Origin of the sequence: Paenibacillus artemisiicola, from assembly GCF_017652985.1 — a bacterium.
GTDB lineage: Bacteria > Bacillota > Bacilli > Paenibacillales > Paenibacillaceae > Paenibacillus_Z > Paenibacillus_Z artemisiicola.
On the sequence record NZ_JAGGDJ010000003.1, the window covers coordinates 191,328 to 212,387 of the forward strand.

Genomic DNA, 21,060 nt, shown 5'->3' on the forward strand with positions numbered 1-21,060 from the left:
CAGCATGTTGGAATTTGATTTCGAGATGGAACAAATGGCTCAAATCAAAGTCATCGGCGTGGGCGGCGGCGGCAGCAACGCGGTCAACCGGATGATTGAGAACGGCGTGAGGGGCGTTGAATTCATTACGGTGAACACCGACGCCCAAGCGCTGCATATGGCGAAAGCCGAACAGAAGCTGCAGATCGGCGACAAGCTGACGCGCGGCCTCGGCGCGGGCGCGAATCCCGAAGTCGGGAAGAAAGCCGCGGAGGAATCCCGCGAGACCGTCATGAACACGCTCAAAGGCGCGGACATGGTGTTCGTCACCGCGGGCATGGGCGGCGGCACCGGCACGGGAGCGGCTCCGGTCATCGCGGAGATCGCGCGCGAATGCGGCGCGCTGACCGTCGGCGTCGTGACGCGGCCGTTCACGTTCGAAGGCCGCAAGCGCTCCGGACAAGCCGAGCTCGGCATCGAAGCGCTGAAGGAAAAGGTCGATACGCTGATCGTCATTCCGAACGACCGGCTGCTGGAAATCGTCGACAAGAAAACCCCGATGCTCGAAGCGTTCCGCGAAGCGGACAACGTCCTCAAGCAAGCGGTACAGGGCATTTCCGACCTGATCGCGGTGCCGGGCCTGATCAACCTCGACTTCGCGGACGTGAAGACGATCATGACGGAGCGCGGTTCGGCTCTGATGGGAATCGGCAACGCGACCGGCGAGAACCGCGCGGCGGAAGCGGCACGCAAGGCGATTCAAAGCCCGCTGCTGGAAACGTCGATCGACGGCGCGCGGGGCATCATCATGAACATCACCGGCGGCTCGAACCTGTCGCTGTACGAAGTCAACGAAGCGGCGGAGATCGTCATTTCGGCCTCCGACCCGGACGTGAACATGATCTTCGGCGCGAGCATCGACGAGGGCCTGAAGGAAGAGATCAAAGTGACGGTCATCGCGACCGGCTTCGAGCATCGCGCCAGCGCGCCGCTTCGCCGTCCGAACGCGGGCCAGCAGCCGAATCAGGCCGAGACCGCCGCGGCCGGCGAAGCGCAGCGCCAACCGGCATCGGGCAACGGTCCGAAGCCGTTCGGCACGCCGACGTCGAGCGACCAGCTCGATATCCCCGCGTTCCTGCGCAACCGCCGCAATAACGATCGTTAATAGCAAGGACTTTAGCCGCTTTCCGTTCTACGGAAAGCGGCTTTTTTGCTAGAACGGGGCGGCGTCGAGCCCGCTTGAGGACCGGTTCGGCGCGGTGGGGGTCGACAAAAAAAGATCGCTCCTGACGGCATGATTAGACAGACATTGTAATAGGATTTAACTATACTAGACACAAGCCGCTCTTCCTCGCTAAAACCTCGCGAGAACCTGCGGGAACGGGCGGGACGCCGCTTCGAAGCGGCCCTCGGGCTCCGCCTTCGCTTCGCGGCGCCGCGCGCGAGAAAGGTTTTGAGGAACGGGCAATGGGATCTGCAGCAGGAAGGTGAACGCGCTGGATGCCGTTTATATCGACGTTTTGTTTCTGGTAAACCTGTTGATCGACGGATCCAATTTGCTGCTGACCGCCTGGGTGCGAAGCATCCGGGCCAAGTGGTGGCGGGTGCTGCTCGCCGCCGGCGTCGGTTCCGTGTATGCCGTCATGATCGTGTTTCCGTCGCTGTCGTTTCTGTTTACGATCGTCGTTAAGCTTCTGCTGTCCCTGGCGATGCTCTTTATCGCCTTCGGCTTTGGAAGCGTTCAGCATTTCGTCCGTCTGATCGGCGCGTTTTACGGCGTCAATTTCGCGGCTGCCGGCGCGGTGCTCGGCTTCCACTATTTGTTCATGAACAGCTCGAACCGGCTGTGGAAGACCGTCGTGTACGTGAATGGCAAACCCAGTTTCATGCTGAGCACGACGATGATCTTTGTCCTGTGCATCGTGGTGGTCGGCTATTATATTTACCGTTCCGTGTTGACGCAGCGTCGGGAACGCGCATTGGTCACAACCCATCTCGCGGAGGTGAGGGTGAGAATCGACGACCTGGAGCATCGCTGTGTGGGCCTGATCGATACGGGCAATCAGCTTTACGAGCCGCTGACCCGCACGCCGGTCATGGTCATGGAAGCCTCGCTGTGGCAGGATGCGCTTCCGGCCTCCTGGCTACGCCATATCCGGGAAGCGAAGGTGGATCAGCTGATCGCGGGCATGACGGAGCAAGAGCCCTTCGCGTGGCAGGATCGGCTGCGGCTCGTGCCCTACCGGGGCGTAAATCCCGGGGCGCAGTTCATGCTGGCGATCAAGCCGGATCTGGTCATCGTGGAGCGGGAAGGGGACGTGTTTCAGTCCAAAAAAGTTCTGATCGGCTTGGATGCCGGCAAGCTTGTGGCCGACGGGACGTACAGGGCGATCATCCATCCGTCACTTCTTCAAAATCGAAGCGTCACGACCGATTCAATTCACAGTACTTCGGGAAGGGATGGAGCAGCATGCTCGTCAAATGGAAATTAATCCTGCAGTTATATTATTATCGCGTTTTGTTTTTATTCGGCCTGAAGAGCGAGGAAATTTATTATATCGGCGGAAGCGAAGCGCTGCCGCCGCCGCTCACGCGCGAAGAAGAAGAATACTTGCTGGAGAAGCTGCCTTCCGGCGATTCCGCCATCCGGGCCATGCTCATCGAACGCAACCTGCGGCTCGTCGTCTACATCGCCCGGAAGTTCGAGAACACCGGCATCCATATCGAGGACCTGGTGTCCATCGGGGCCATCGGCCTCATCAAAGCGGTCAATACGTTCGACCCGGAGAAGAAAATCAAGCTGGCGACCTACGCCTCGCGGTGCATCGAGAACGAAATTCTCATGTATCTGCGGCGCAACAGCAAGACGCGGACCGAAGTCTCGTTCGACGAGCCGCTGAACATCGATTGGGACGGCAACGAGCTGCTGCTCTCGGACGTCCTCGGCACCGAGAACGATACGATCTATCGCAACATCGAGGAGCAGGTGGACCGCAAGCTGCTGCATAAAGCGCTCGACAAGCTGACCGAACGGGAACGGATCATCATGGAGCTGCGGTTCGGCTTGGCGGACGGGGAAGAGAAGACGCAGAAGGACGTCGCCGATCTGCTCGGCATCTCCCAGTCGTATATCTCCCGGCTGGAGAAACGCATTATCAAGCGGCTCCGCAAGGAGTTCAACAAAATGGTCTAAACGGTGAACGGCGAACGCCCGCAGCCCCGGATTCCGGGAGCCGCGGGCGTTTTTGCGCGCGGCTAGCAGATTCAACCAGTGACAGGGACGTGTACAGTTGGTTATAATGCAATTCGTGCATTTTTTTGCGAAGGCGCGCCGCCGGCCGATCCGGACCGCTTGCGCCGCCGAACGAAGCATGGCAGGGGGTTATTCAACTGATCGAGCTTGCAGACATAAGCAAAACCTATCGAACCGGTTCCGCGTCCGTGGAAGCGATCAAACATATCGATTTGTCGATCGGCAAAGGCGAAATCTTCGGCATTATCGGCCATTCCGGCGCCGGGAAGAGCACGCTGCTGCGGACCGTCAATCTGCTGGAGCAGCCGACGACGGGTACCGTCAAGGTCGGCGGCGTCGAGCTGACCGGGCTGCCGGCCGGCCGGCTGCAGCGGGAGCGCCGGCGCATCGGCATGATTTTTCAGCATTTCAACCTGCTCGCGATGGCGACGGTGCGGGACAATATCGCGTTCCCGCTCAAGCTCGCGAAGCTGCCCAAAGCCGCGATCCGCGCCAGAGTGGACGAGCTCCTGCAGCTCGTCGGCTTGGAGCGGCACGCGGAGATGTACCCCGCGCAGCTCTCGGGCGGGCAGAAGCAGCGGGTCGGCATCGCCCGGGCGCTGGCCAGCAATCCGGACGTGCTGCTCTGCGACGAAGCCACGTCGGCGCTCGATCCGCAGACGACGAACGCGATTCTCTCGCTGCTGCTGGACATTAACAAGAAGCTGGGCATTACGATTCTGCTCATTACGCACGAGATGCACGTCATTCGTTCGATCTGCGATCGCGTGGCAGTCATCGACGGCGGCGAAATCGTGGAGCTTGGCGACGTCGTGGACGTCTTCTTGAAGCCCCAGCATCCGACCACGAAGGAATTCGTCAGCCAGGTAGCGGACACGTTCGATCCGCGCGAGCTGCTCGCGACCCGGAAAGGCCGGTTGATCCGAATCAACTACATCGGCGACATCACGTACGAGCCGCTGCTGTTCAATGCGGCCAAGTCGACCTCGGTACAGTTCACGATCCTGCAGGGCACGGTGTCGCGGATGAAGAACACGCCGTACGGCCAGCTCGTGATCGAATTTCTCGGGGACCCCGGGGAAATCGAAGCCATCATCGCCGCGCTGAAGACGAAAGGGCTGGAAGTGGGTGAAGTGGCATGAATCGGTTGTCGATGTCGTTCGAGAACGTCGATCCCGCCGAGATTTGGCAGGCGTCCAAAGACACGCTCACTATGCTCGGCGTGTCGCTGCTGCTTACGGTCGTGCTCGGCTTGCTGTTCGGCGTGGCGTTGTTCTTGACCTCGCGCAGGCAGCTGCTCGCGCAGCCGGCCGTGTACGCGGCGTTGTCCGTCGTCGTGAACGTGCTGCGATCCGTGCCGTTCGTGATTTTGATGATTTTGCTCATTCCGTTGACGAAATGGCTGACGGGTACGTCGCTCGGGGTGCAGGGCACGATTCCGTCGCTCGTCGTCGCGGCGGCCCCCTTCTTCGCGAGACTCGTGGAAACGTCGCTTCGCGAGGTCGACCGCGGCGTCATCGAAGCCGCCCAATCCATGGGCGCTTCGAAGCTGGACATCATCCGGCGCGTGCTCTTGCTCGAAGCGAGACCGGGCCTTCTGGCGGCAGTGACGATCACGGCCGTTACGCTCGTCTCGTATACCGCGATGGCCGGCGTCATCGGCGGAGGCGGGTTGGGCGTGCTATCCTATCGTTACGGCTATCAGCGGTTCCAAACGGACGTCATGCTGGTGACCGTCGTTTTATTGATCGTCTTGGTCCAGCTCCTGCAGATGGCCGGCGATTATCTCGTTCGCCGGTTCAGCCGGAAGTAAGAAAACAGCTTAGCGCAAACAACCGAATGGAGGAACCGAGATGAAGAAAATCAGTTTGGCCGTCATGGCGTTCGTCATGATCGCGGTATTGGCGGCATGCGGGGCGAAATCAAGCGACAACGGGGCGGCGAACGGCAATCCGTCCGCCGGTGCCGGCAATGAGGGCGGCACGAAGGAGATTACGCTCAAGGTAGGCGCTTCTCCGGTGCCGCACGCCGAGATTTTGAACGTCGTCAAGCCGATTCTGGAGAAGCAGGGCATCAAGCTGGAGGTTATGGAGTTCACGGACTACATTCAACCGAATACGCAATTGTACGAGAAGGAGCTGGACGCGAATTTCTTTCAGCATATGCCGTACCTGGAGCAGTTCAATAAAGATCAAGGCTACGACCTCGTCAGCGTCGCGGGCGTGCATATCGAGCCGTTCGGCGCGTATTCCAAGAAGGTGAAGAGCGCGGACGAGCTGAAGGAAGGCGCGAAGGTCGTCATCCCCGACGATCCGACGAACGGCGGGCGCGCGCTCGCGCTGATGGCGGAAAACGGCTTGATCAAGCTGAAGGACGGCGTCGGCGTAGCCGGCACGGTGCGCGACATCACGGACAATCCGAAGAAGCTGAAGATCACCGAGGTCGAGGCGGCGACGCTGCCGCGCGTCCTGGACGAAGTCGACCTGGCGCTGATCAACACGAACTACGCGCTGGAAGCGGGCCTCGTGCCGACGAAGGACGCGCTGTTCATCGAAGGCAGCGACTCGCCGTACGTGAACATCCTCGCCGCCCGTCTGGACAACAAGGATTCCGCGGGCATCAAGGCGCTGGCCGCCGCGCTGCAATCGCCGGAGGTCAAAGCGTTCATCGAAGAGAAATACAAAGGCTCGATCGTGCCGGCGTTCAAGTAATCGGCCGCGCATGCGCTTGCGCCGTCTTCCCATGCGGGAAGGCGGCGTTTTTCGTTGCCGGGAAGGCGCGGGACGACGTTTATTTCGGGTGAAGGATTGACGGCCGCGTGTATTACGGGTATAGTACACATAGAGTGTATGAACCACGTAGTACACACACTAATATCAGGAAGTTACGAGCGGCAGGGGGGATCAACCGTTGGAAGTGAAATTCAATAACCGCGACCCCGTCTACTTGCAGGTGGTCCGGCATTTCAAGGAACGAATCGCGACGGGCCGCCTGGCGAGCGGACAGGTCATTCCCTCGCGCAGGGAGCTGGCGGGCACGCTGCAAATCAACCCCAATACGGCGCAGAAGGCGTACAAGGAAATGGAGGAACAAGGCTTGATCGTCACGGAAGGAAATTCCCCGAGCCGCATCACGTCGGACGAACGGGTGCTGAAGTCGATAAGGGGCGAGCTCATCGCGGATGCGGTCGATGCGTTCGTCGCTTCCATACAGAAGATTCAAGTACCGGTCGACGAGCTGCTCGCGATCGTCAAGGTCCGGATCGAGGACAGCTATGCCAAGCAAGGCGGGGAGGGAACGGCCCATGATTGAGGTCAAGAGCATCCGCAAGCGGTTTGGCCGCAAGCATGTGCTGAAGGACGTGTCCTTCACGGCGGAGAAGGGGCAGATCACCTGCCTGATCGGCATTAACGGCGTGGGCAAATCGACGGTGCTGAAGGCGATCATGGGCTTGACGCCGATCTCCGAGGGCGCGATCCGGATCGACGGGCAGCCGGTCTCGAGCCGCTTGTACGAACGCATCGCGTTCATCCCCGACGCCATCATGATGCCGCCCGGCATGACCGTCGACGCCTGCGTGCGCTTCATGGCGGATTACTACGCGAGCTGGAACGCGAAGCGCGCCGAGGAGCTGAAGGGCTTCTTCAAGCTGAACGGCCGCGACCGGGTCGGCGAGCTGTCGAAGGGCAACGCCGCCAAGCTTAACCTGCTGCTCGGCCTGGCGCTCGACGTCGATTACGTGCTCATGGACGAACCGTTTTCCGGCATCGACATGTTCAGCCGCGAGCAGATCGCGTCCGTGTTCGCGAGCCACTTGATCGAGGACCGCGGCGTCATCATCACGACGCACGAAATCAACGACATCGAGCACCTGATCGACAAGGTCGTCCTGCTCGAGAACGGCGTCGTGCGGCGGGAGTTCGATACCGAAACCGTCCGGCAGGAGGAAGGCAAGTCCGTCATGGACGTCATGAGAGAGGTGTATCGCGGATGAATCGTTATTTGAAGCTCGTCCATTGGGAAATCATGCGGTTCTGGAAACTGCTGGCGGGGCTGGCCGCGCTGACGGCGATCGTCCAGTGCGCGGGAATGATCCGCGAAGCGAACCGTTACGGCAATCAAGTAAACGATCGCATCCGAACGAGCAACAGCACGCTCGACGCGTTCGTGCAGGCGAACGGCAAGTATTCGTTCCTCGATGCCGTCAGCCAAGCCGGCATGTGGATCTACGGACCGATCGCGCTGTGCGCCGGCATTCTCGCCCTTTACGTCTTCATGATTTGGTATAAAGAATGGTACGGCAAAAACGTCTTCGTCTATCGGCTGCTCATGCTGCCGACCGCGCGCCGCAACATCTACTTCGCCAAGCTGACGGCGATCCTGCTGTTCGTGTTCGCGTTCATCGGCCTGCAGCTTGCGCTGCTGCCGCTCGAGAACCGCTTGTTCGTATCCGCCGGCGGCACGGAGTTGTTCGAACCGACCGGGGTATTCGAGCTCGTGCGCGGCGCCTCGCTGCTGGCCTTGATCATTCCGGGCACGTTTACCGATTTTCTGCTTATCTACGGCATCGGCGCCATCGTCGTGCTCGTCTGCTTCACGGGGGTGCTGCTGGAGCGCAGCTACCGGCTGAAAGGCGCGGCCGCCGCTGTCCTGTACGTCGCCGGCGCGTTCCTCTTCCTGATGCTGCCTTACCTCATCCTCGGCAGGAAGATCGACACGTACTTGTATCCGAGCGAGTTTTACGGCATCGAGCTCGCGCTGCTCGCGATCGTCGCCGCGGTCACGGTAGGGCTCGGACTTCATCTCATCACCAAGAAGGTATCGGTATAGGGGGCGTATCCATGAGAAGATATTGGTTTTCCATCGCGCTTCCGGTCTTCGTCGCCGCGAGCATCGGGACGTACTACGTCGGCGCGGCCGCGCGGGACTTGCCGGAATTCCGCATCCAGACGGTATCCGGCGATCCGAAGGAAGCGTCGCAATTGGTCCTGAAGGCCGATACGCGAATCGATGACGGCATGTATCACCGGGTCGAGATCGGCACGAACGGTTCCCATTACAATGAACGGCGGTCGTTTCTGGCGCAGCTGAACAATGATTTCACCGATAACAGCCCCGACCTGGTCCGGCTGAAGAAGGACCACCGCGGTTTCATGCGGGGCAAAATCAGCACCAACGGGTTCTACGCGGACGACAAGGCGCTGCTCTATGCGGATGCGAAGGCCGCGGAGCGGAATCCCGCTTCGAATCTGAGCGCCTATTCGATCGCCATCGCCGCGCAGGACTTGACGACCGGCAAAAAAACGCGTTTCGACGCGATCATGCCGGGCAAGCAGAAGTATTCGTACCTGTACGTCTACGACGTCCAAATGCTGGACGGCCAAGCGAAGCTGCTGGTTACGCTGTCCAAGGATACCGGCCTCGGCCGGGCCGGAGGCATGGAGACGGAAATCCACCTGCTCACGGTCGATCTGGACAAGGAAGGCATCGCGAGCGACGAGACGATCGCCAAGGACGCCGACAAAGGCGCCGGCAAGCAGGAGAAATACGCGATCCACGACACGAGCGCGGGCGTCGCCTCGCCTTCGCCGTACGCGCTCCTGTCCGAAAGGACCGTTCAAGCGGGCAAAGACAAGGACGGCACGTATACGGAGAAGACGCTCGGCTCGCAGGTCCTCGTGCTCGATTACAAGACCGGCAAGCTGACTCCGATTCCCGCGGAGGGCGGGGAGGAAGCGAATACGGCCCGCATGCTGGCCGGCGGGAAGCTGGTCACGCTTAAGACGGCCGGCGGGAAGCTGACGCTGCGAAGCGACGATCTGGCGAGCGGCGCCCGGGGCGAGACGTTCGACGTTCCGCTCGCGCTGACCGGCGGAGCGGCCTCGTCCATGCAGCGCTTTATTTACGGCGACCGGCTGTACGTGCTGAACCGCGTGAACGCGGACGGCGAGATTCTGATCGTGAACCTTGCCGACGGGAAGGCGTCGTACACGGGCAAGCTGACCGTAGACGGCAGCCCGGAGCGGCAGCGGGAGCTGCTCGAGCCGATGACGCTGTACAGCTTCGGCCTCAAATCCTAAAGCGCCCGGACGATGCGCCCGGCGCGGTTCCGCAAGCCTCCGGCTGTCCGCCGGGGGCTTGTTTTTTTGCCCGGTTTATGCTTGTCGGGACGGGCTTCTTCTTCTGTTTCGCGGGGGAATAAATTGGGGGTCCGGGGAGATACTGAACATTAATGTTTCTCCTTGGGAGGTAATCACGTTGACCCGAAATAAAGTCGAGATCTGTGGAGTGGATACCGCTAAACTGCCTGTCCTCACGAATGCCGAAATGCGCGAGCTGTTTACGGCATTGCAAACGCAAAACGAATGGGCAGCCAGAGAGAAATTAGTCAATGGCAACTTGAGGCTTGTGCTCAGCGTGATACAACGGTTCAACAACCGCGGGGAATTCGTCGACGATCTCTTCCAAGTCGGCTGCATCGGCCTCATGAAAGCAATCGACAATTTCGATCTCAGCCAGAACGTGAAGTTTTCAACGTACGCGGTTCCGATGATCATCGGCGAGATTCGCCGTTACCTCCGGGATAACAACCCCATCCGCGTGTCGCGCAGCCTGCGGGATATCGCCTACAAGGCGCTGCAGGTCCGGGACAGCCTGACGAACAAGAATTCGCGGGAGCCGACGATCTTCGAAATCTCCGAGGCGCTGAACGTGCCCAAAGAAGACGTCGTGTTCGCGCTCGACGCCATCCAAGACCCGGTGTCGTTGTTCGAGCCGATCTACCACGACGGCGGGGATCCCATCTACGTGATGGACCAAATCAGCGACGACAAGAACAAGGACGTTTCCTGGATCGAGGAGATCGCCCTCCGGGAAGCGATGCACAAATTGAACGAACGCGAGAAGATGATTCTCTCGATGCGATTCTTCGAAGGCAAAACCCAAATGGAAGTCGCCGACGAAATCGGCATCTCGCAAGCGCAAGTCTCCCGGCTCGAGAAATCGGCCATCCAGCAAATGCAAAAACACGTGAAGACCTGAGCAGTTTCCCTTCGCACGCGATAACGGCGCCTCCGCGCCGTTTTTTTATTGCGCCCCGCGTTAAGGTTGGCTGACGGCGTTCTAGTCTATCGGAAGGCCGCGGGGCGCGATAATTCCTGCCAAGCAGGACATTTTGCCGGGCGGGCACATATACTGAAAGCATAGGCCTGTTTGGCATCAGTCCTGCGGGAAGCGTGGTGAACGGAAGATGAAAATATCCGATTTTCAAACGAAGGACGTCATCAATATCGTGGACGGGCGCAAGCTAGGCCAGATCAGCGACTTGGAGCTGGATTTGCGCCAGGGCCGGATCGATTCCATCGTCGTGCCGAGCTATTCCCGGTTCTTCGGCATGTTCGGCAACGGCACGGACGTCATCATCCCGTGGCGCAACATCGTGAAGATCGGCACGGACGTCGTGCTCGTGCGCATCGACGACGCGAAGGTCTACCGGGCGGAGGAAGACGACGTCGGGGTCCGGTGAAGGCGGGAAACGGAAGGCCGCGCATCCGGGCGGGCGCGCCGGCGCTCGCGCGGAGGGCGGCCGCATGGTACACTAAAGCAGAGGTGAAGCCAACCGATGGAACCATTTGTAAAGCGCGAGGCGAAGGGACCTTCGCTTTTTTTATTGCCGCATTGGAGCGAGCGTCACGCCGGCGTCACGGCCGGATTCACGGGCCGGCAGGGCGGCGTCAGCGCGGAGCCCTGGACGTCGCTGAACTGCGGCCTGCACGTCGGCGACGCCGACGCCGACGTCGTCGCGAACCGCAGAATGCTCGCCGAGGCGCTCGGCTGGCCGTTCGAAGCATGGACCTGCGCGGAGCAGGTGCACGGGGACCGCGTGTACGTCGTCGGCAAAGGCGACCGCGGCAAGGGCCGGGAGAGCCGCGGCACGGCGGTCGGCGACGCCGACGCCATGATCACGGGCGAGCGCGGCGTGCTGCTCACGTCGTTTTACGCGGATTGCGTGCCGCTCTATTTTAGAGATCCCGTCAAGGACGTCGTCGCGCTGGCGCATGCCGGCTGGAAGGGCACCGTGCAGGAAATCGCCCGCAAGACGGTCGAGGCGATGACGGCGAATTTCGGCTGCGTCCCCGCGGACGTCGAAGCCGCGATCGGACCTTCGATCGGCTTATGCTGCTACGAGGTGAATGAAGTCGTGCTGGACCGGGTAATACCCCTTATGGAACGGATAGGGCTGGAGAACGAGGGCCTGGTAACGCCGACCGAAAACGGAAAAGCCCGGATAAACTTGAAAGAATTGAACCGACAGATTATGATAAAAGCAGGAATTTTGCCGAGTCGTATCGAATGTTCAGATTGGTGCACCGGCTGCTCCACGGATTTGTTCTTCTCCCACCGGATGGAGGGCGGAGCGACGGGCAGAATGGTCAGCTGGATCGGCATGACAGAAGGGGATTTGAAAGCGTGACATTAGCACAGCGCATTGACGAGGTCGAACGGCGCCTGAAGGCGGCCTGCGCCAGAAGCGGCCGCGACCGTTCGGACATCGAGCTCATCGCGGTGACCAAATACGTAGGCGTCGAGCAGACGCAGGCCGTGCTTCGGCACGGGCTGACGCACATGGGCGAGAACCGCTGGCAGGACGCGGCACCCAAGTGGAACGCCATCACGGGCGGCGGCTGGGACGCCGACCGGGCGCACGCGCCGGCCGGACAAGCCGTGTGGCATTTCATCGGGTCGCTGCAAACGAACAAAGTGAAGGACGTCATCGGGAAGTTTACATACATTCACTCGCTCGACCGGCTGTCGCTCGCGCAAGCGATCAACCGGCGGGCCGAGCAGCTCGGCCTCGTCGTTCCCTGCTTCCTGCAGGTGAACGTCTCGGGGGAGGAGAGCAAGCACGGCCTTGCGCCGGAGGCGCTCCTGCCGTTCGCAAGAGAGCTGGCGTCGATGCGGCACATCCGGCCCGCCGGGCTGATGACCATGGCGCCGCTGGACGCGGAGGGCGAACAAACGAGACCCGTCTTCCGGGGGCTCCGGGAATTGCGCGATGAACTGAACGGCAGCGCCGTGCTGGCGGAGCCGGTGCGCGGGCTGTCGATGGGCATGTCGGGGGATTTCGAAATTGCCGTCGAGGAAGGGGCCACCTGGCTCCGGCTCGGAACCGTATTGGTAGGAAAGAGCTGATCCCGCGGCGAGCCGGCCGGCGGAAGCAGCCATCATATACGAAGGAAGGCGATTGACATGATGAACAAGTTCATGAGTTTTCTCGGGCTTCAGGAGGAAGAGGAAGTCGTGGAGCGCGAACGGGTCGAATCGCATGACGAACAAGAAGTTGAAACTTCTCCCTTCGAAGCACGTAAAGCTTCTTCGAAGGGCAATAATATCGTCAGCATCCATTCGCAGAAGAACGTCCGCGTCATTCTGAACGAACCGCGCTCCTACGAAGAGGCGCAGGATATCGCGGACCATCTGCGTTCGCGGAGGTCCGTCGTCGTCAACCTGCAGCGCGTGCGTTCGGACCAGGCCGTGCGGATCGTCGATTTTCTGAGCGGCACGATTTACGCGCTGAACGGCGGCATCTCGAAGTTGGGGCCTAATATTTTTCTTTGCACGCCGGATACGGTCGAAATTCAAGGTGCGATTTCGGAAATGCTGACTGAGGAGCAAGACTACAATAAAATGAGGTGACCTTGAATTGTCTGACGTGGCCAGTATTATTTGGACGATTACCCAGATTTACCAGTATATGATCATCGCTTACGTGCTGCTGTCCTGGCTGCCCGGGGTCCGCGACAGCTTCATCGGCGAACTGCTCGGCAAGCTGGTCGAGCCGTATTTGTCGCCGTTCCGCAGATTTATTCCATCGATCGGCGGCGTTATCGACATTTCTCCGATCGTCGCGCTGTTCGCGCTTCGTTTCGTGGCGTACGGACTGATCGCGATTCTGGATATGTTCCTATGAAGCAAGATCTTTACGTCCATTTCCATCCCGACGAGCGTCCGTTCGTGGACCGCGCGTCGGAATGGATCGACCGCGCCGCGTTCGGCCACGAGCTGAAGCGCACGGATTTCTTGGATCCGCGGCAGGCGGACATTCTCTTGTCGCTCGCGAACCGCAATCCCGACGTGCAGATTCGGCTGGACGGCGGCTACGAAGGCGCCGAACGGAAGCGCGCCCTCCTCGCGCCGGACTATCGGGTGCTGGACGACGAGCCGGCCCATATCGCGCTGCTCGAAGTGACCGGCGGTACGCAGGGGCATTTGGAGCTGGACCACGGGGATTATCTGGGCGCGCTCCTCGGTCTCGGCATCAAGCGGGACCGGATCGGCGATCTGCACGTCCACGAGGACCGCTGCCACTGTCTCGTCGCCGAGGAGATTGCCGGCTATATCAATATTCATTTGCGACAAGTCCACCGCGTTCACGTCCTTACGGACGTTCTTCCTATGGAGCGGCTGCGTCCGGCCGTGTCGGCCATGGAAGAGATGAACCTGTCGGTGGCTTCTTTGCGTCTGGACGGCATCGCGAGCGACGTGCATCGCATCAGCCGGTCCAAGATCGTGGATCCGATCCGCGCCGGACGGTGCCGCGTCAATTGGAAGGTCGAAGAGGATCCGTCCGCGCCGCTCAAAGCGGGCGACGTCGTCTCGATGCAGGGGCTTGGACGCTTCAAGGTGCTGGAGGTCGAAGGCGTCACCAAGAAAGGCCGGATCCGGGTCCGAATCGGGAAAATTATCTAGGACTTTGCAGGAATTTGGCTCCACCTGTCGAAAGAAGAATGTACAATCGGGCATCTAGCCCTTAACTTGTAAACATTCAGGAGGTGCGCCGGTGCCGTTAACGCCATTGGACATACATAACAAGGAATTTGGCAGACGTCTGCGCGGTTACGACGAAGATGAAGTGAACGAATTTCTCGACCAGGTCATCAAGGACTACGAAGCGCTGATTCGCGAAAACAAAGAGATTCAGAATCAAGCGCTGGCGCTGCAAGAGAAATTGAACCATTTTGCCAATATCGAAGAAACGCTCAGCAAGACGATCATCGTGGCGCAGGAAGCCGCCGACGAAGTCCGCAACAACGCCAAGAAGGAAGCGCAGCTGATCGTGAAGGAAGCGGAGAAGAACGCGGACCGCATTATCAACGACTCGCTCAACAAGTCCCGCAAGGTCGCGCTCGAAGTGGAAGAGCTGAAGAAGCAGGCGTCGATCTACCGGGCCCGATTCCGGACGCTGGTGGAAGCGCAGCTCGAGCTCCTGTCCCAGGAAGGCTGGGATTCCCTGGATAGCCCGCCGTCGCTCGCAAGCGAGAGCAGCCGCGGATAATACGATTTTTCGCTGCGGAAGTTTGACAAATGTATCGGAATGGCGTATATATGGTAATAATCGATTTATACGACGATTTCGTTGACGAGAACGAGTACGCATTCGAACGTTCCCCAGAGAGCCGGCGCTTGCTGAAAGCCGGCGTTCGGACGATTGCGGAAGATCCTCTCCGAGAAGCGGCGCCGAACCTTGCGCATGGATGCAAGCAGTAAGTCCCGCCGGATTTCCGCCGTTACCCGGAACGCGGATGGCAGGTTGCATCCGTGACTAAGGTGCCGATTCTTCGGCTTCCTTCGCTTTGTCCCCGGACGCGGCGAGGATGACGGGCGATCGGAACAAGGGTGGTATCGCGAGCCAAGTCTCGTCCCTTTGCGGGGGCGGGGCTTTTTTTGTTTGCCAAGACACGATGAAAACCATGAGAGGGGAAATGAAGCATGCAGCGCATCGACGTGAAAGAAAAAGCGAGAAGCCGCGATCTGCGGGTGCTCGGCAAGTGGAGAGAGGAGCAGACGTTCCGGCAGTCGATCGACAACCGGGAGGGCAAGCCGAACTTCGTGTTCTACGAAGGACCGCCGACCGCGAACGGCGCCCCGCATATCGGGCACGTGCTCGGCCGGGTCATCAAGGACTTCATCTGCCGCTACAAGACGATGGACGGCTACCGCGTCGTCCGCAAAGCCGGCTGGGATACGCACGGCCTGCCGGTCGAGCTGGGCGTCGAGAAGCAGCTCGGCATCTCCGGCAAGCAGGACATCGAGGAATACGGCGTGGAAGCGTTCATCAACAAATGCAAAAGCAGCGTCTTCGAGTACGAACGCCAATGGCGCGAATTGACCGAAGCGATCGGCTACTGGACGAACATGGACGATCCGTACATCACGCTGAACAACGATTATATCGAGAGCGTGTGGAATATTTTGTCCGCCATCCACGGCAAGGGCCTGCTGTATCGGGGCCACCGGGTAAGCCCGTACTGCCCGCATTGCCAGACGACTTTGAGTTCCCATGAAGTCGCGCAGGGCTATGAGGACGTCAAGGATCTCAGCGCGACGGTGAAATTCAAGCTCGACGGCCGCGACGAATTCGTGCTCGCCTGGACGACGACGCCATGGACGCTGCCGGCCAACGTGGCCTTGGCGGTGAATCCGAACCTGACGTACGCGCGCGTGCGCAAGGACGGCGAGACGTACATCGTGGCGGAAGCGCTCGTCGAGAGCGTCATGAAGGGCGTGAAGGGCGACTATGAGGTGCTGTCGTCGCTGCAGGGCTCGGAGCTGCTGAACTTGAAATACGAGCCGCCGTTCCGCTACGCGGCCGTCGAGAACGGGCACTTCATCATCCCCGGCGATTTCGTCAGCGATTCGAGCGGTACCGGCATCGTCCACATCGCGCCCGCGCACGGCGACGATGACTACAAGGTGGCGCGCCAGAACGGCGTCAGCTTCCTGAGCGTCGTCGACAACGCCGGCCGCTACGTCGAAGCCGTCACCGATTTGGCCGGCCGCTTCGTCAAGGAATGCGACGTCGATATCGTCAAAATGCTGAGCGAGCGCGGCCTGCTGTTCTCGAAGGAACGCTACGAGCACAGCTACCCGTTCTGCTGGCGCTGCAAAACGCCGCTCATCTACTACGCGACGGACAGCTGGTTCATCGAGACGACCGCGGTCAAGGACCAACTGATCAAGAACAACAGCGAAGTCGACTGGTACCCGTCCCATATCCGCGAAGGCCGTTTCGGCAAGTTCCTCGAGGACTTGGTCGATTGGAACATCAGCCGCAACCGGTACTGGGGCACGCCGCTTAACGTCTGGATCTGCGAGAAGTGCGGCGGGCAGCATGCGCCGGGCAGCCGGAAAGACCTGGCCGCGCGGTCGGTCTCGCCGATCTCCGAGGACATCGAGCTGCACAAGCCGTACGTGGACGACGTGAAGCTGCGCTGCCCGCACTGCGAAGGCGGCGTCATGACGCGCACGTCCGAAGTCGTCGACGTCTGGTTCGACAGCGGCTCCATGCCGTTCGCGCAATATCATCAGCCGTTCGAGAAGCAGCAGACGTTCGCGGAGCAATATCCGGCCGATATCATCTGCGAAGGCATCGACCAGACGCGGGGCTGGTTCTTCAGCCTTCTGGCGGTGTCCACGCTGTATAACGGCCGCGCGCCGTACAAGGCGGTCATCTCGACCGGCCACATCCTGGACGAAAACGGCCAAAAGATGTCCAAATCCAAAGGCAACGTCATCGACCCTTGGGAGATCATCGACGAGTACGGCACGGACGCGTTCCGCTGGGCGCTTCTGGCGGACAGCGCGCCTTGGAACAGCAAGCGGTTCTCGCGCGGCATCGTCGGCGAAGCGAAGTCCAAGGTCATCGATACGATCGTGAACACGCACGCCTTCTTCGCGCTCTACGCGTCCATCGACGGCTACGACCCGGCGACCCAGCCGGCCCGCGCATCGTCGGCGAAGCTGGACCGCTGGATCGTGTCGCGGCTGAACAGCCTCGTCGCGAACGTCAACAAGAGTCTGGCGTCGTACGACTTCCTGAACGCGGCCAAGGCGATCGAGGGCTTCGTGGACGAGATGAGCAACTGGTACATCCGCCGTTCGCGCGACCGGTTCTGGGGCAGCGGCCTGACGGACGACAAGCTGGACGCGTACGGCACGCTCCGCGCGGTGCTGACGACGCTGGCGCGCCTGATCGCGCCGTTCGCGCCGATGCTGGCGGAGGACGTGTACACGAACCTCGGCGAAGGCGGCAGCGTGCACCTGGCCGATTATCCGAAGGCCGACGAACACGCGATCGACGAGAAGCTCGAGCGCGACATGGAGACGGCGCGGCAGATCGTCGAGCTGGCCCGCAACGTGCGCAACGAAACCGGCATCAAGACGCGGCAGCCGCTGTCCGAGCTTATCGTGGCGCTGGACAACGAATTCGACCTCGCGCCGTACGAAGACATCATCAAGGACGAGATCAACGTCAAAACGATCACGATCGCGAGCGGCGACAGCGGTTTCGTCGACTTCACGTTCAAACTGAACCTGAAGGTCGCGGGCAAAAAATACGGCAAGCACGTCGGCCCGATCCAGACGTACCTGAAATCGCTGCTGCCGGACGAGACGAGCGAAATCGTCAAAGCGGGCGAACTGTCGTATACGTCGCTCGAAGGCGAAAGCTTCGTCATCGCGCTCGACGAGCTGCTCGTGGAGAAGCAGGCGAAGTCCGGCTTCGCGTCCGCTTCCGGCTACCAGCTGACGGTCGCGATCAACACGGACATCACGCCGGAGCTCGAGCAGGAAGGCCTCGTCCGCGAAGTCATCCGCGCGGTGCAGGATACGCGCAAGAAGCTCGATCTGCCGATCGAGCTGCGCGTGAAGCTCACGCTCGACGTCGACGCGGAGCTGCGCGCGGCGCTCGACGCGTTCCGGAACGTCCTGTTCGAGAACGTCCTGCTGAGCGGCGTGGAGTACGGCGCCGCGGCGGAGACGGAGCGGGTGTCGCTCGGCGACCGCGAGATTGGAATCGCGATCGCGGGGGCATGATAACGGCATAGCAGCAAAGAAACCGAACGCTCACGCGCGGGCGGCCGACGGCTTTTTGCCGCTCGGCCGCACGCGGCGTGGGCGTCGTTTCGTTTACCGAATGCCAAGCAAAGGACAGGATCGTCATGACAACGACCGAAAACCACGAAGATCTGAACGGCGTCCGCCATTCGCTCGATGCCTTGGAGAAGCGGCTTGAAACGTTGACGGCCCAGATGGAGCGCACCCAGATCGCCGATTACGTGCAGCTGCTGAACCGGCCGTTCTCGCTGTTCTGGCGCAACGCGCTCGGCGGCCTGTCGCGGGGCGTCGGCATCGCGGTCGGCTTTACGATATTCGCGTCCACCATCCTCTACGTGCTTCAGGTGCTCGGGGCGTTGAATCTCCCGATCATCGGCGATTACATCGCGGACATCGTGCGCATCGTGCAGCATCAGCTGGAAGGGAAGACGTATTAGGCGAGGGCCGCGGGGGCTTGGGCGGATACCGGGACGACGAAGCGGCGGAAATAGTACGAAAAACAGCGGCGCCGCGCATATCCGCCCGGCGTCGCTGCTTTATTTGGCCGTTTCTATTCCCGTTGTTGTTCCCCGTCGAGCAGAGGCTCGCCTTCCTCGTTATCCAAGTAGTGGTTGTACGCCTCGTTGCGGACGATGAAGCGGCGGTTGCCGGTGATGTCCGTGGCGACGAAGCTTTCGAACGGCTCCACGTAACCGTCCGATTCGTCCGACTCGATCGCCATCTGGTCGTACGACGTAATATCCCGGCCTTCGGCCATCGCCGGCGTATTGGACGTGCCCCAGCTCTCGACGATTTGCCAGGCGTCCTCGCCGTCGAAGCCGTTATACCCGTCTTCGTGATCGTCCAGGCTCGTCCGGCCGAACGGAGGCTGCAGGAAGCTCTCTTCCGCCGGCCGTCGGTCGGAGACGTCCTGCCTCGGAGAATGCGCCACGCAATAGAGGGTGTCCGGAATCGCCTGGAGCCGCGCGAGCGGAATCGGTTCGCCGCAGACGCGGCAAGCGCCGTAGCTCCCGTCGTCCATGGCGGCCAGCGCCGCTTCGATGCGGTTCAGATGCAGCTCTTCCTGCTCGTGCAGCGCGATGTCTTTGCCGCGCTCGTACGTCTCGGTGGCGGCGTCGGCGGGATGGTTGTCGTAGGCGGACAAATCGCCGGATTCGTCGCGCAGCGAATCGCCCAAGCCGTAATGCTGGCTGCTGGCGAGGCGCTGTTCGGCCGCCGCCTTGTCCACGTTCAGCCGGCTGCGCAGGCCGCGCAGCTGCGCGTTCGTCAGATGCGTCGTCGTCATCGGTTGTACCCCCTCTTTCCTCGGAACGGATTGACGTTGTTGTCGTGCCGTTAGCTTTTGCAGCGGGGGCCGTTTTTAGAGGCGGGCAATCATGGTTGCGCTGGCAGCGTCGCGGGCGGATTCGGCTGGCCCGGCATCGCGGAAATATGCTACAATGTGGGGGATAAGGGGGCAGACGCCGTGAAATTTTACTACTATTGGCTGGCCGTATTCGTGCTTGTGGTGGATTATGCAACCAAGAAATGGGTAGAACACAGTCTCGTCCTGAACGAGACGAGAAGCGTGATCGGCGACTTCTTCGTCATCACCTCGATCCGCAACAAGGGGGCGGCGTTCAGCATTCTGCAGGAGCAGCGGCTTCTGTTCATCGGCATCACGCTCGTGGTCGTCATCGGGATCGTCTGGTATATAGCGAAGAACCGCAACTCCGGTAAAGCGCTGCTGCTGTCCGGTCTCGGCCTCGTGCTCGGCGGCGCGGTCGGCAACCTGGTCGACCGGGCGCTGTACGGACAAGTCGTCGATTTTCTGCAATTCACGTTCGGCAGCTACGTCTTCCCGGTATTCAACATCGCCGATTCCGGCATCTGCGTCGGCGTGGCGCTGATTTTGCTGGATGCGCTGCTGTCATCCAAGAAAGAGAACGGAGATTCCAATTCCAATGGACAAGAAAGCAATGGATCCGAAAACCATCAATTTATCCGGTGATGAGCAAGACCAGGACGCGATGGTCTTCGAAATCGGCGAATCGTCGGCTGGCGAACGGCTGGACAAATTCGTAACCGAAAGCATGGAGGACGGCGCGGTATCGCGCACGCAAGTGCAGGATTGGATCAAGAGCGGCGCGGTGCTGGTAGGCGGCCGCGAAGCGAAAGCGAATTACAAACTAGCCGTGGCCGACGTGGTCACGGTTATTGTGCCTGAACCGGAGGAAGCGGTCTTCGCCGCGGAAGACATCCCCCTCGACGTCGCGTACGAGGACTCCGACGTCATCGTCCTTAACAAGCCGCGGGGCATGGTGGTTCATCCGGCGCCCGGCCATTATTCCGGCACGGTCGTCAACGCGCTGATGCACCACTGCAAGGACTTGTCCGGCATCAACGGCGTATTGCGCCCGGGCATCGTGCACCGCATAGACAAGGACACATCGGGCCTCCTGATGGCCGCGAAGAACGACCTGGCCCATCTGTCGCTGGCGGAGCAGTTGAAGGCGCATAGCGTCACGCGCAAATACATGGCCCTCGTCCACGGCAACATGCCGCACGAGAACGGCACCGTCGACGCGCCGATCGGCCGGGATCCGCAGGACCGGAAGCTGTTCACGGTCACGCACAAGGGCAGTAAGGAAGCGGTCACGCACTTCCAGGTGCTCGAGCGCTTCGGCGACTATACGCTGCTGGAGCTGCAGCTGGAGACGGGGCGGACGCATCAAATCCGCGTCCACATGAAGTACGTCGGCCATCCGCTCGCGGGAGACCCGGTGTACGGGCGAAGCAAGACGATCGGCCTCAAAGGCCAGGCGCTGCATGCCGCCGTGCTCGGGTTCGTGCATCCGCGCAGCGGCGAGTATTTGGAATTCCAGGCGCCGATTCCGGCCGACATGGAGCATGAGCTGACGATATTGCGGCAGCGCTGATTCCGAAATTAGTGC

The 21,060-nt window shown here is 60.7% G+C and carries 23 protein-coding genes and 1 other annotated feature; of the genes, 22 read left to right on the forward strand and 1 reads right to left on the reverse strand.

The window, feature by feature from the left end:
* The first annotated feature begins 4 nt into the window (after positions 1-4).
* The 20 genes from ftsZ (at position 5) to I8J29_RS06845 (ending at position 18,564) form a co-directional block, all read left to right on the forward strand.
* Positions 5-1,144: a cell division protein FtsZ gene (gene ftsZ / locus I8J29_RS06750; protein WP_208846904.1), complete on the forward strand. Its 1,140-nt coding sequence runs from the start codon at positions 5-7 to the stop codon at positions 1,142-1,144.
* A 322-nt stretch (positions 1,145-1,466) separates the two neighbouring features.
* Positions 1,467-2,471 carry a sigma-E processing peptidase SpoIIGA gene (spoIIGA, locus tag I8J29_RS06755; RefSeq protein WP_208846905.1) on the forward strand — a complete coding sequence of 335 codons (1,005 nt, stop codon included), beginning with the start codon at positions 1,467-1,469 and terminating at the stop codon, positions 2,469-2,471.
* Entirely contained in the window at positions 2,450-3,172 is a 723-nt protein-coding gene (gene sigE / locus I8J29_RS06760; protein WP_090638315.1) for an RNA polymerase sporulation sigma factor SigE, read from the forward strand. Before spoIIGA ends, sigE begins: the two co-directional genes overlap by 22 nt.
* Positions 3,173-3,369: 197 nt before the next feature.
* Positions 3,370-4,374 carry a methionine ABC transporter ATP-binding protein gene (locus tag I8J29_RS06765; protein WP_208847146.1) on the forward strand — a complete coding sequence of 335 codons (1,005 nt, stop codon included), beginning with the start codon at positions 3,370-3,372 and terminating at the stop codon, positions 4,372-4,374.
* A 5-nt stretch (positions 4,375-4,379) separates the two neighbouring features.
* Positions 4,380-5,045 (forward strand): methionine ABC transporter permease, encoded by a 666-nt coding sequence (locus I8J29_RS06770; protein WP_208847147.1) that lies wholly within the window; start codon positions 4,380-4,382, stop codon positions 5,043-5,045.
* 40 nt (positions 5,046-5,085) lie between these two features.
* Positions 5,086-5,943: a MetQ/NlpA family ABC transporter substrate-binding protein gene (locus I8J29_RS06775; RefSeq protein WP_208846906.1), complete on the forward strand. Its 858-nt coding sequence runs from the start codon at positions 5,086-5,088 to the stop codon at positions 5,941-5,943.
* Positions 5,944-6,142: 199 nt separating this feature from the next.
* Positions 6,143-6,544: a GntR family transcriptional regulator gene (locus I8J29_RS06780; protein ID WP_208846907.1), complete on the forward strand. Its 402-nt coding sequence runs from the start codon at positions 6,143-6,145 to the stop codon at positions 6,542-6,544.
* Positions 6,537-7,226 (forward strand): ATP-binding cassette domain-containing protein, encoded by a 690-nt coding sequence (locus tag I8J29_RS06785; protein ID WP_208846908.1) that lies wholly within the window; start codon positions 6,537-6,539, stop codon positions 7,224-7,226. The genes I8J29_RS06780 and I8J29_RS06785 overlap by 8 nt, the downstream gene beginning before the upstream one ends.
* Complete coding sequence (locus I8J29_RS06790) at positions 7,223-8,062, forward strand: hypothetical protein (protein ID WP_208846909.1); 840 nt, start codon at positions 7,223-7,225, stop codon at positions 8,060-8,062. Before I8J29_RS06785 ends, I8J29_RS06790 begins: the two co-directional genes overlap by 4 nt.
* Positions 8,063-8,073: 11 nt before the next feature.
* A complete protein-coding gene (locus I8J29_RS06795) occupies positions 8,074-9,312 on the forward strand; it encodes a hypothetical protein (RefSeq protein ID WP_208846910.1) in 1,239 nt (412 codons plus the stop codon).
* A 178-nt stretch (positions 9,313-9,490) separates the two neighbouring features.
* Positions 9,491-10,273 (forward strand): RNA polymerase sporulation sigma factor SigG, encoded by a 783-nt coding sequence (gene sigG, locus I8J29_RS06800; RefSeq protein WP_090573745.1) that lies wholly within the window; start codon positions 9,491-9,493, stop codon positions 10,271-10,273.
* Between the two features lie 208 nt (positions 10,274-10,481).
* A complete protein-coding gene (locus I8J29_RS06805; RefSeq protein ID WP_090638300.1) occupies positions 10,482-10,757 on the forward strand; it encodes a YlmC/YmxH family sporulation protein in 276 nt (91 codons plus the stop codon).
* 96 nt (positions 10,758-10,853) lie between these two features.
* Positions 10,854-11,705 carry a peptidoglycan editing factor PgeF gene (pgeF, locus tag I8J29_RS06810; protein WP_208846911.1) on the forward strand — a complete coding sequence of 284 codons (852 nt, stop codon included), beginning with the start codon at positions 10,854-10,856 and terminating at the stop codon, positions 11,703-11,705.
* Positions 11,702-12,424 carry a YggS family pyridoxal phosphate-dependent enzyme gene (locus tag I8J29_RS06815; RefSeq protein WP_208847176.1) on the forward strand — a complete coding sequence of 241 codons (723 nt, stop codon included), beginning with the start codon at positions 11,702-11,704 and terminating at the stop codon, positions 12,422-12,424. The genes pgeF and I8J29_RS06815 overlap by 4 nt, the downstream gene beginning before the upstream one ends.
* Before the next feature lie 51 nt (positions 12,425-12,475).
* On the forward strand, positions 12,476-12,928 hold the full coding sequence (locus I8J29_RS06820) for a cell division protein SepF (protein WP_090638293.1): 453 nt from the start codon (positions 12,476-12,478) through the stop codon (positions 12,926-12,928).
* 7 nt (positions 12,929-12,935) lie between these two features.
* Positions 12,936-13,202 carry a YggT family protein gene (locus I8J29_RS06825; RefSeq protein ID WP_208846912.1) on the forward strand — a complete coding sequence of 89 codons (267 nt, stop codon included), beginning with the start codon at positions 12,936-12,938 and terminating at the stop codon, positions 13,200-13,202.
* Entirely contained in the window at positions 13,199-13,981 is a 783-nt protein-coding gene (locus I8J29_RS06830) for a YlmH family RNA-binding protein (protein ID WP_208846913.1), read from the forward strand. The genes I8J29_RS06825 and I8J29_RS06830 overlap by 4 nt, the downstream gene beginning before the upstream one ends.
* A gap of 91 nt (positions 13,982-14,072) precedes the next feature.
* Complete coding sequence (locus tag I8J29_RS06835; RefSeq protein ID WP_208846914.1) at positions 14,073-14,567, forward strand: DivIVA domain-containing protein; 495 nt, start codon at positions 14,073-14,075, stop codon at positions 14,565-14,567.
* A gap of 72 nt (positions 14,568-14,639) precedes the next feature.
* Positions 14,640-14,939, forward strand: a binding site (T-box leader).
* Positions 14,940-15,001: 62 nt separating this feature from the next.
* Positions 15,002-18,106: an isoleucine--tRNA ligase gene (ileS, locus tag I8J29_RS06840; protein ID WP_208846915.1), complete on the forward strand. Its 3,105-nt coding sequence runs from the start codon at positions 15,002-15,004 to the stop codon at positions 18,104-18,106.
* 125 nt (positions 18,107-18,231) lie between these two features.
* Positions 18,232-18,564 carry a DUF5665 domain-containing protein gene (locus tag I8J29_RS06845; protein WP_208846916.1) on the forward strand — a complete coding sequence of 111 codons (333 nt, stop codon included), beginning with the start codon at positions 18,232-18,234 and terminating at the stop codon, positions 18,562-18,564.
* Positions 18,565-18,677: 113 nt separating this feature from the next.
* Here I8J29_RS06845 and I8J29_RS06850 read toward each other — a convergent pair whose 3' ends face one another.
* A complete protein-coding gene (locus I8J29_RS06850; protein ID WP_208846917.1) occupies positions 18,678-19,412 on the reverse strand; it encodes a TraR/DksA C4-type zinc finger protein in 735 nt (244 codons plus the stop codon).
* Between the two features lie 180 nt (positions 19,413-19,592).
* Between I8J29_RS06850 and lspA the strand changes: the two genes are divergently transcribed.
* On the forward strand, positions 19,593-20,117 hold the full coding sequence (gene lspA / locus I8J29_RS06855; RefSeq protein WP_208846918.1) for a signal peptidase II: 525 nt from the start codon (positions 19,593-19,595) through the stop codon (positions 20,115-20,117).
* 19 nt (positions 20,118-20,136) lie between these two features.
* Positions 20,137-21,045 carry an RluA family pseudouridine synthase gene (locus I8J29_RS06860; RefSeq protein WP_420831104.1) on the forward strand — a complete coding sequence of 303 codons (909 nt, stop codon included), beginning with the start codon at positions 20,137-20,139 and terminating at the stop codon, positions 21,043-21,045.
* The last annotated feature ends 15 nt before the right edge of the window (positions 21,046-21,060 follow it).

What these genes read in the sequence shown, in the direction of transcription:
- I8J29_RS06845 (WP_208846916.1), top strand. Translation starts at nt 18,232, where the DNA reads ATGACAACGACCGAAAACCACGAAGATCTGAACGGCGTCCGCCATTCG.
- I8J29_RS06805 (WP_090638300.1), top strand. Translation starts at nt 10,482, where the DNA reads ATGAAAATATCCGATTTTCAAACGAAGGACGTCATCAATATCGTGGAC.
- I8J29_RS06775 (WP_208846906.1), top strand. Translation starts at nt 5,086, where the DNA reads ATGAAGAAAATCAGTTTGGCCGTCATGGCGTTCGTCATGATCGCGGTA.
- sigE (WP_090638315.1), top strand. Translation starts at nt 2,450, where the DNA reads ATGCTCGTCAAATGGAAATTAATCCTGCAGTTATATTATTATCGCGTT.
- I8J29_RS06850 (WP_208846917.1), bottom strand. Translation starts at nt 19,412, where the DNA reads ATGACGACGACGCATCTGACGAACGCGCAGCTGCGCGGCCTGCGCAGC.
- I8J29_RS06830 (WP_208846913.1), top strand. Translation starts at nt 13,199, where the DNA reads ATGAAGCAAGATCTTTACGTCCATTTCCATCCCGACGAGCGTCCGTTC.
- ftsZ (WP_208846904.1), top strand. Translation starts at nt 5, where the DNA reads ATGTTGGAATTTGATTTCGAGATGGAACAAATGGCTCAAATCAAAGTC.
- I8J29_RS06860 (WP_420831104.1), top strand. Translation starts at nt 20,137, where the DNA reads ATGGTCTTCGAAATCGGCGAATCGTCGGCTGGCGAACGGCTGGACAAA.
- pgeF (WP_208846911.1), top strand. Translation starts at nt 10,854, where the DNA reads ATGGAACCATTTGTAAAGCGCGAGGCGAAGGGACCTTCGCTTTTTTTA.
- I8J29_RS06785 (WP_208846908.1), top strand. Translation starts at nt 6,537, where the DNA reads ATGATTGAGGTCAAGAGCATCCGCAAGCGGTTTGGCCGCAAGCATGTG.
- I8J29_RS06790 (WP_208846909.1), top strand. Translation starts at nt 7,223, where the DNA reads ATGAATCGTTATTTGAAGCTCGTCCATTGGGAAATCATGCGGTTCTGG.
- I8J29_RS06795 (WP_208846910.1), top strand. Translation starts at nt 8,074, where the DNA reads ATGAGAAGATATTGGTTTTCCATCGCGCTTCCGGTCTTCGTCGCCGCG.
- ileS (WP_208846915.1), top strand. Translation starts at nt 15,002, where the DNA reads ATGCAGCGCATCGACGTGAAAGAAAAAGCGAGAAGCCGCGATCTGCGG.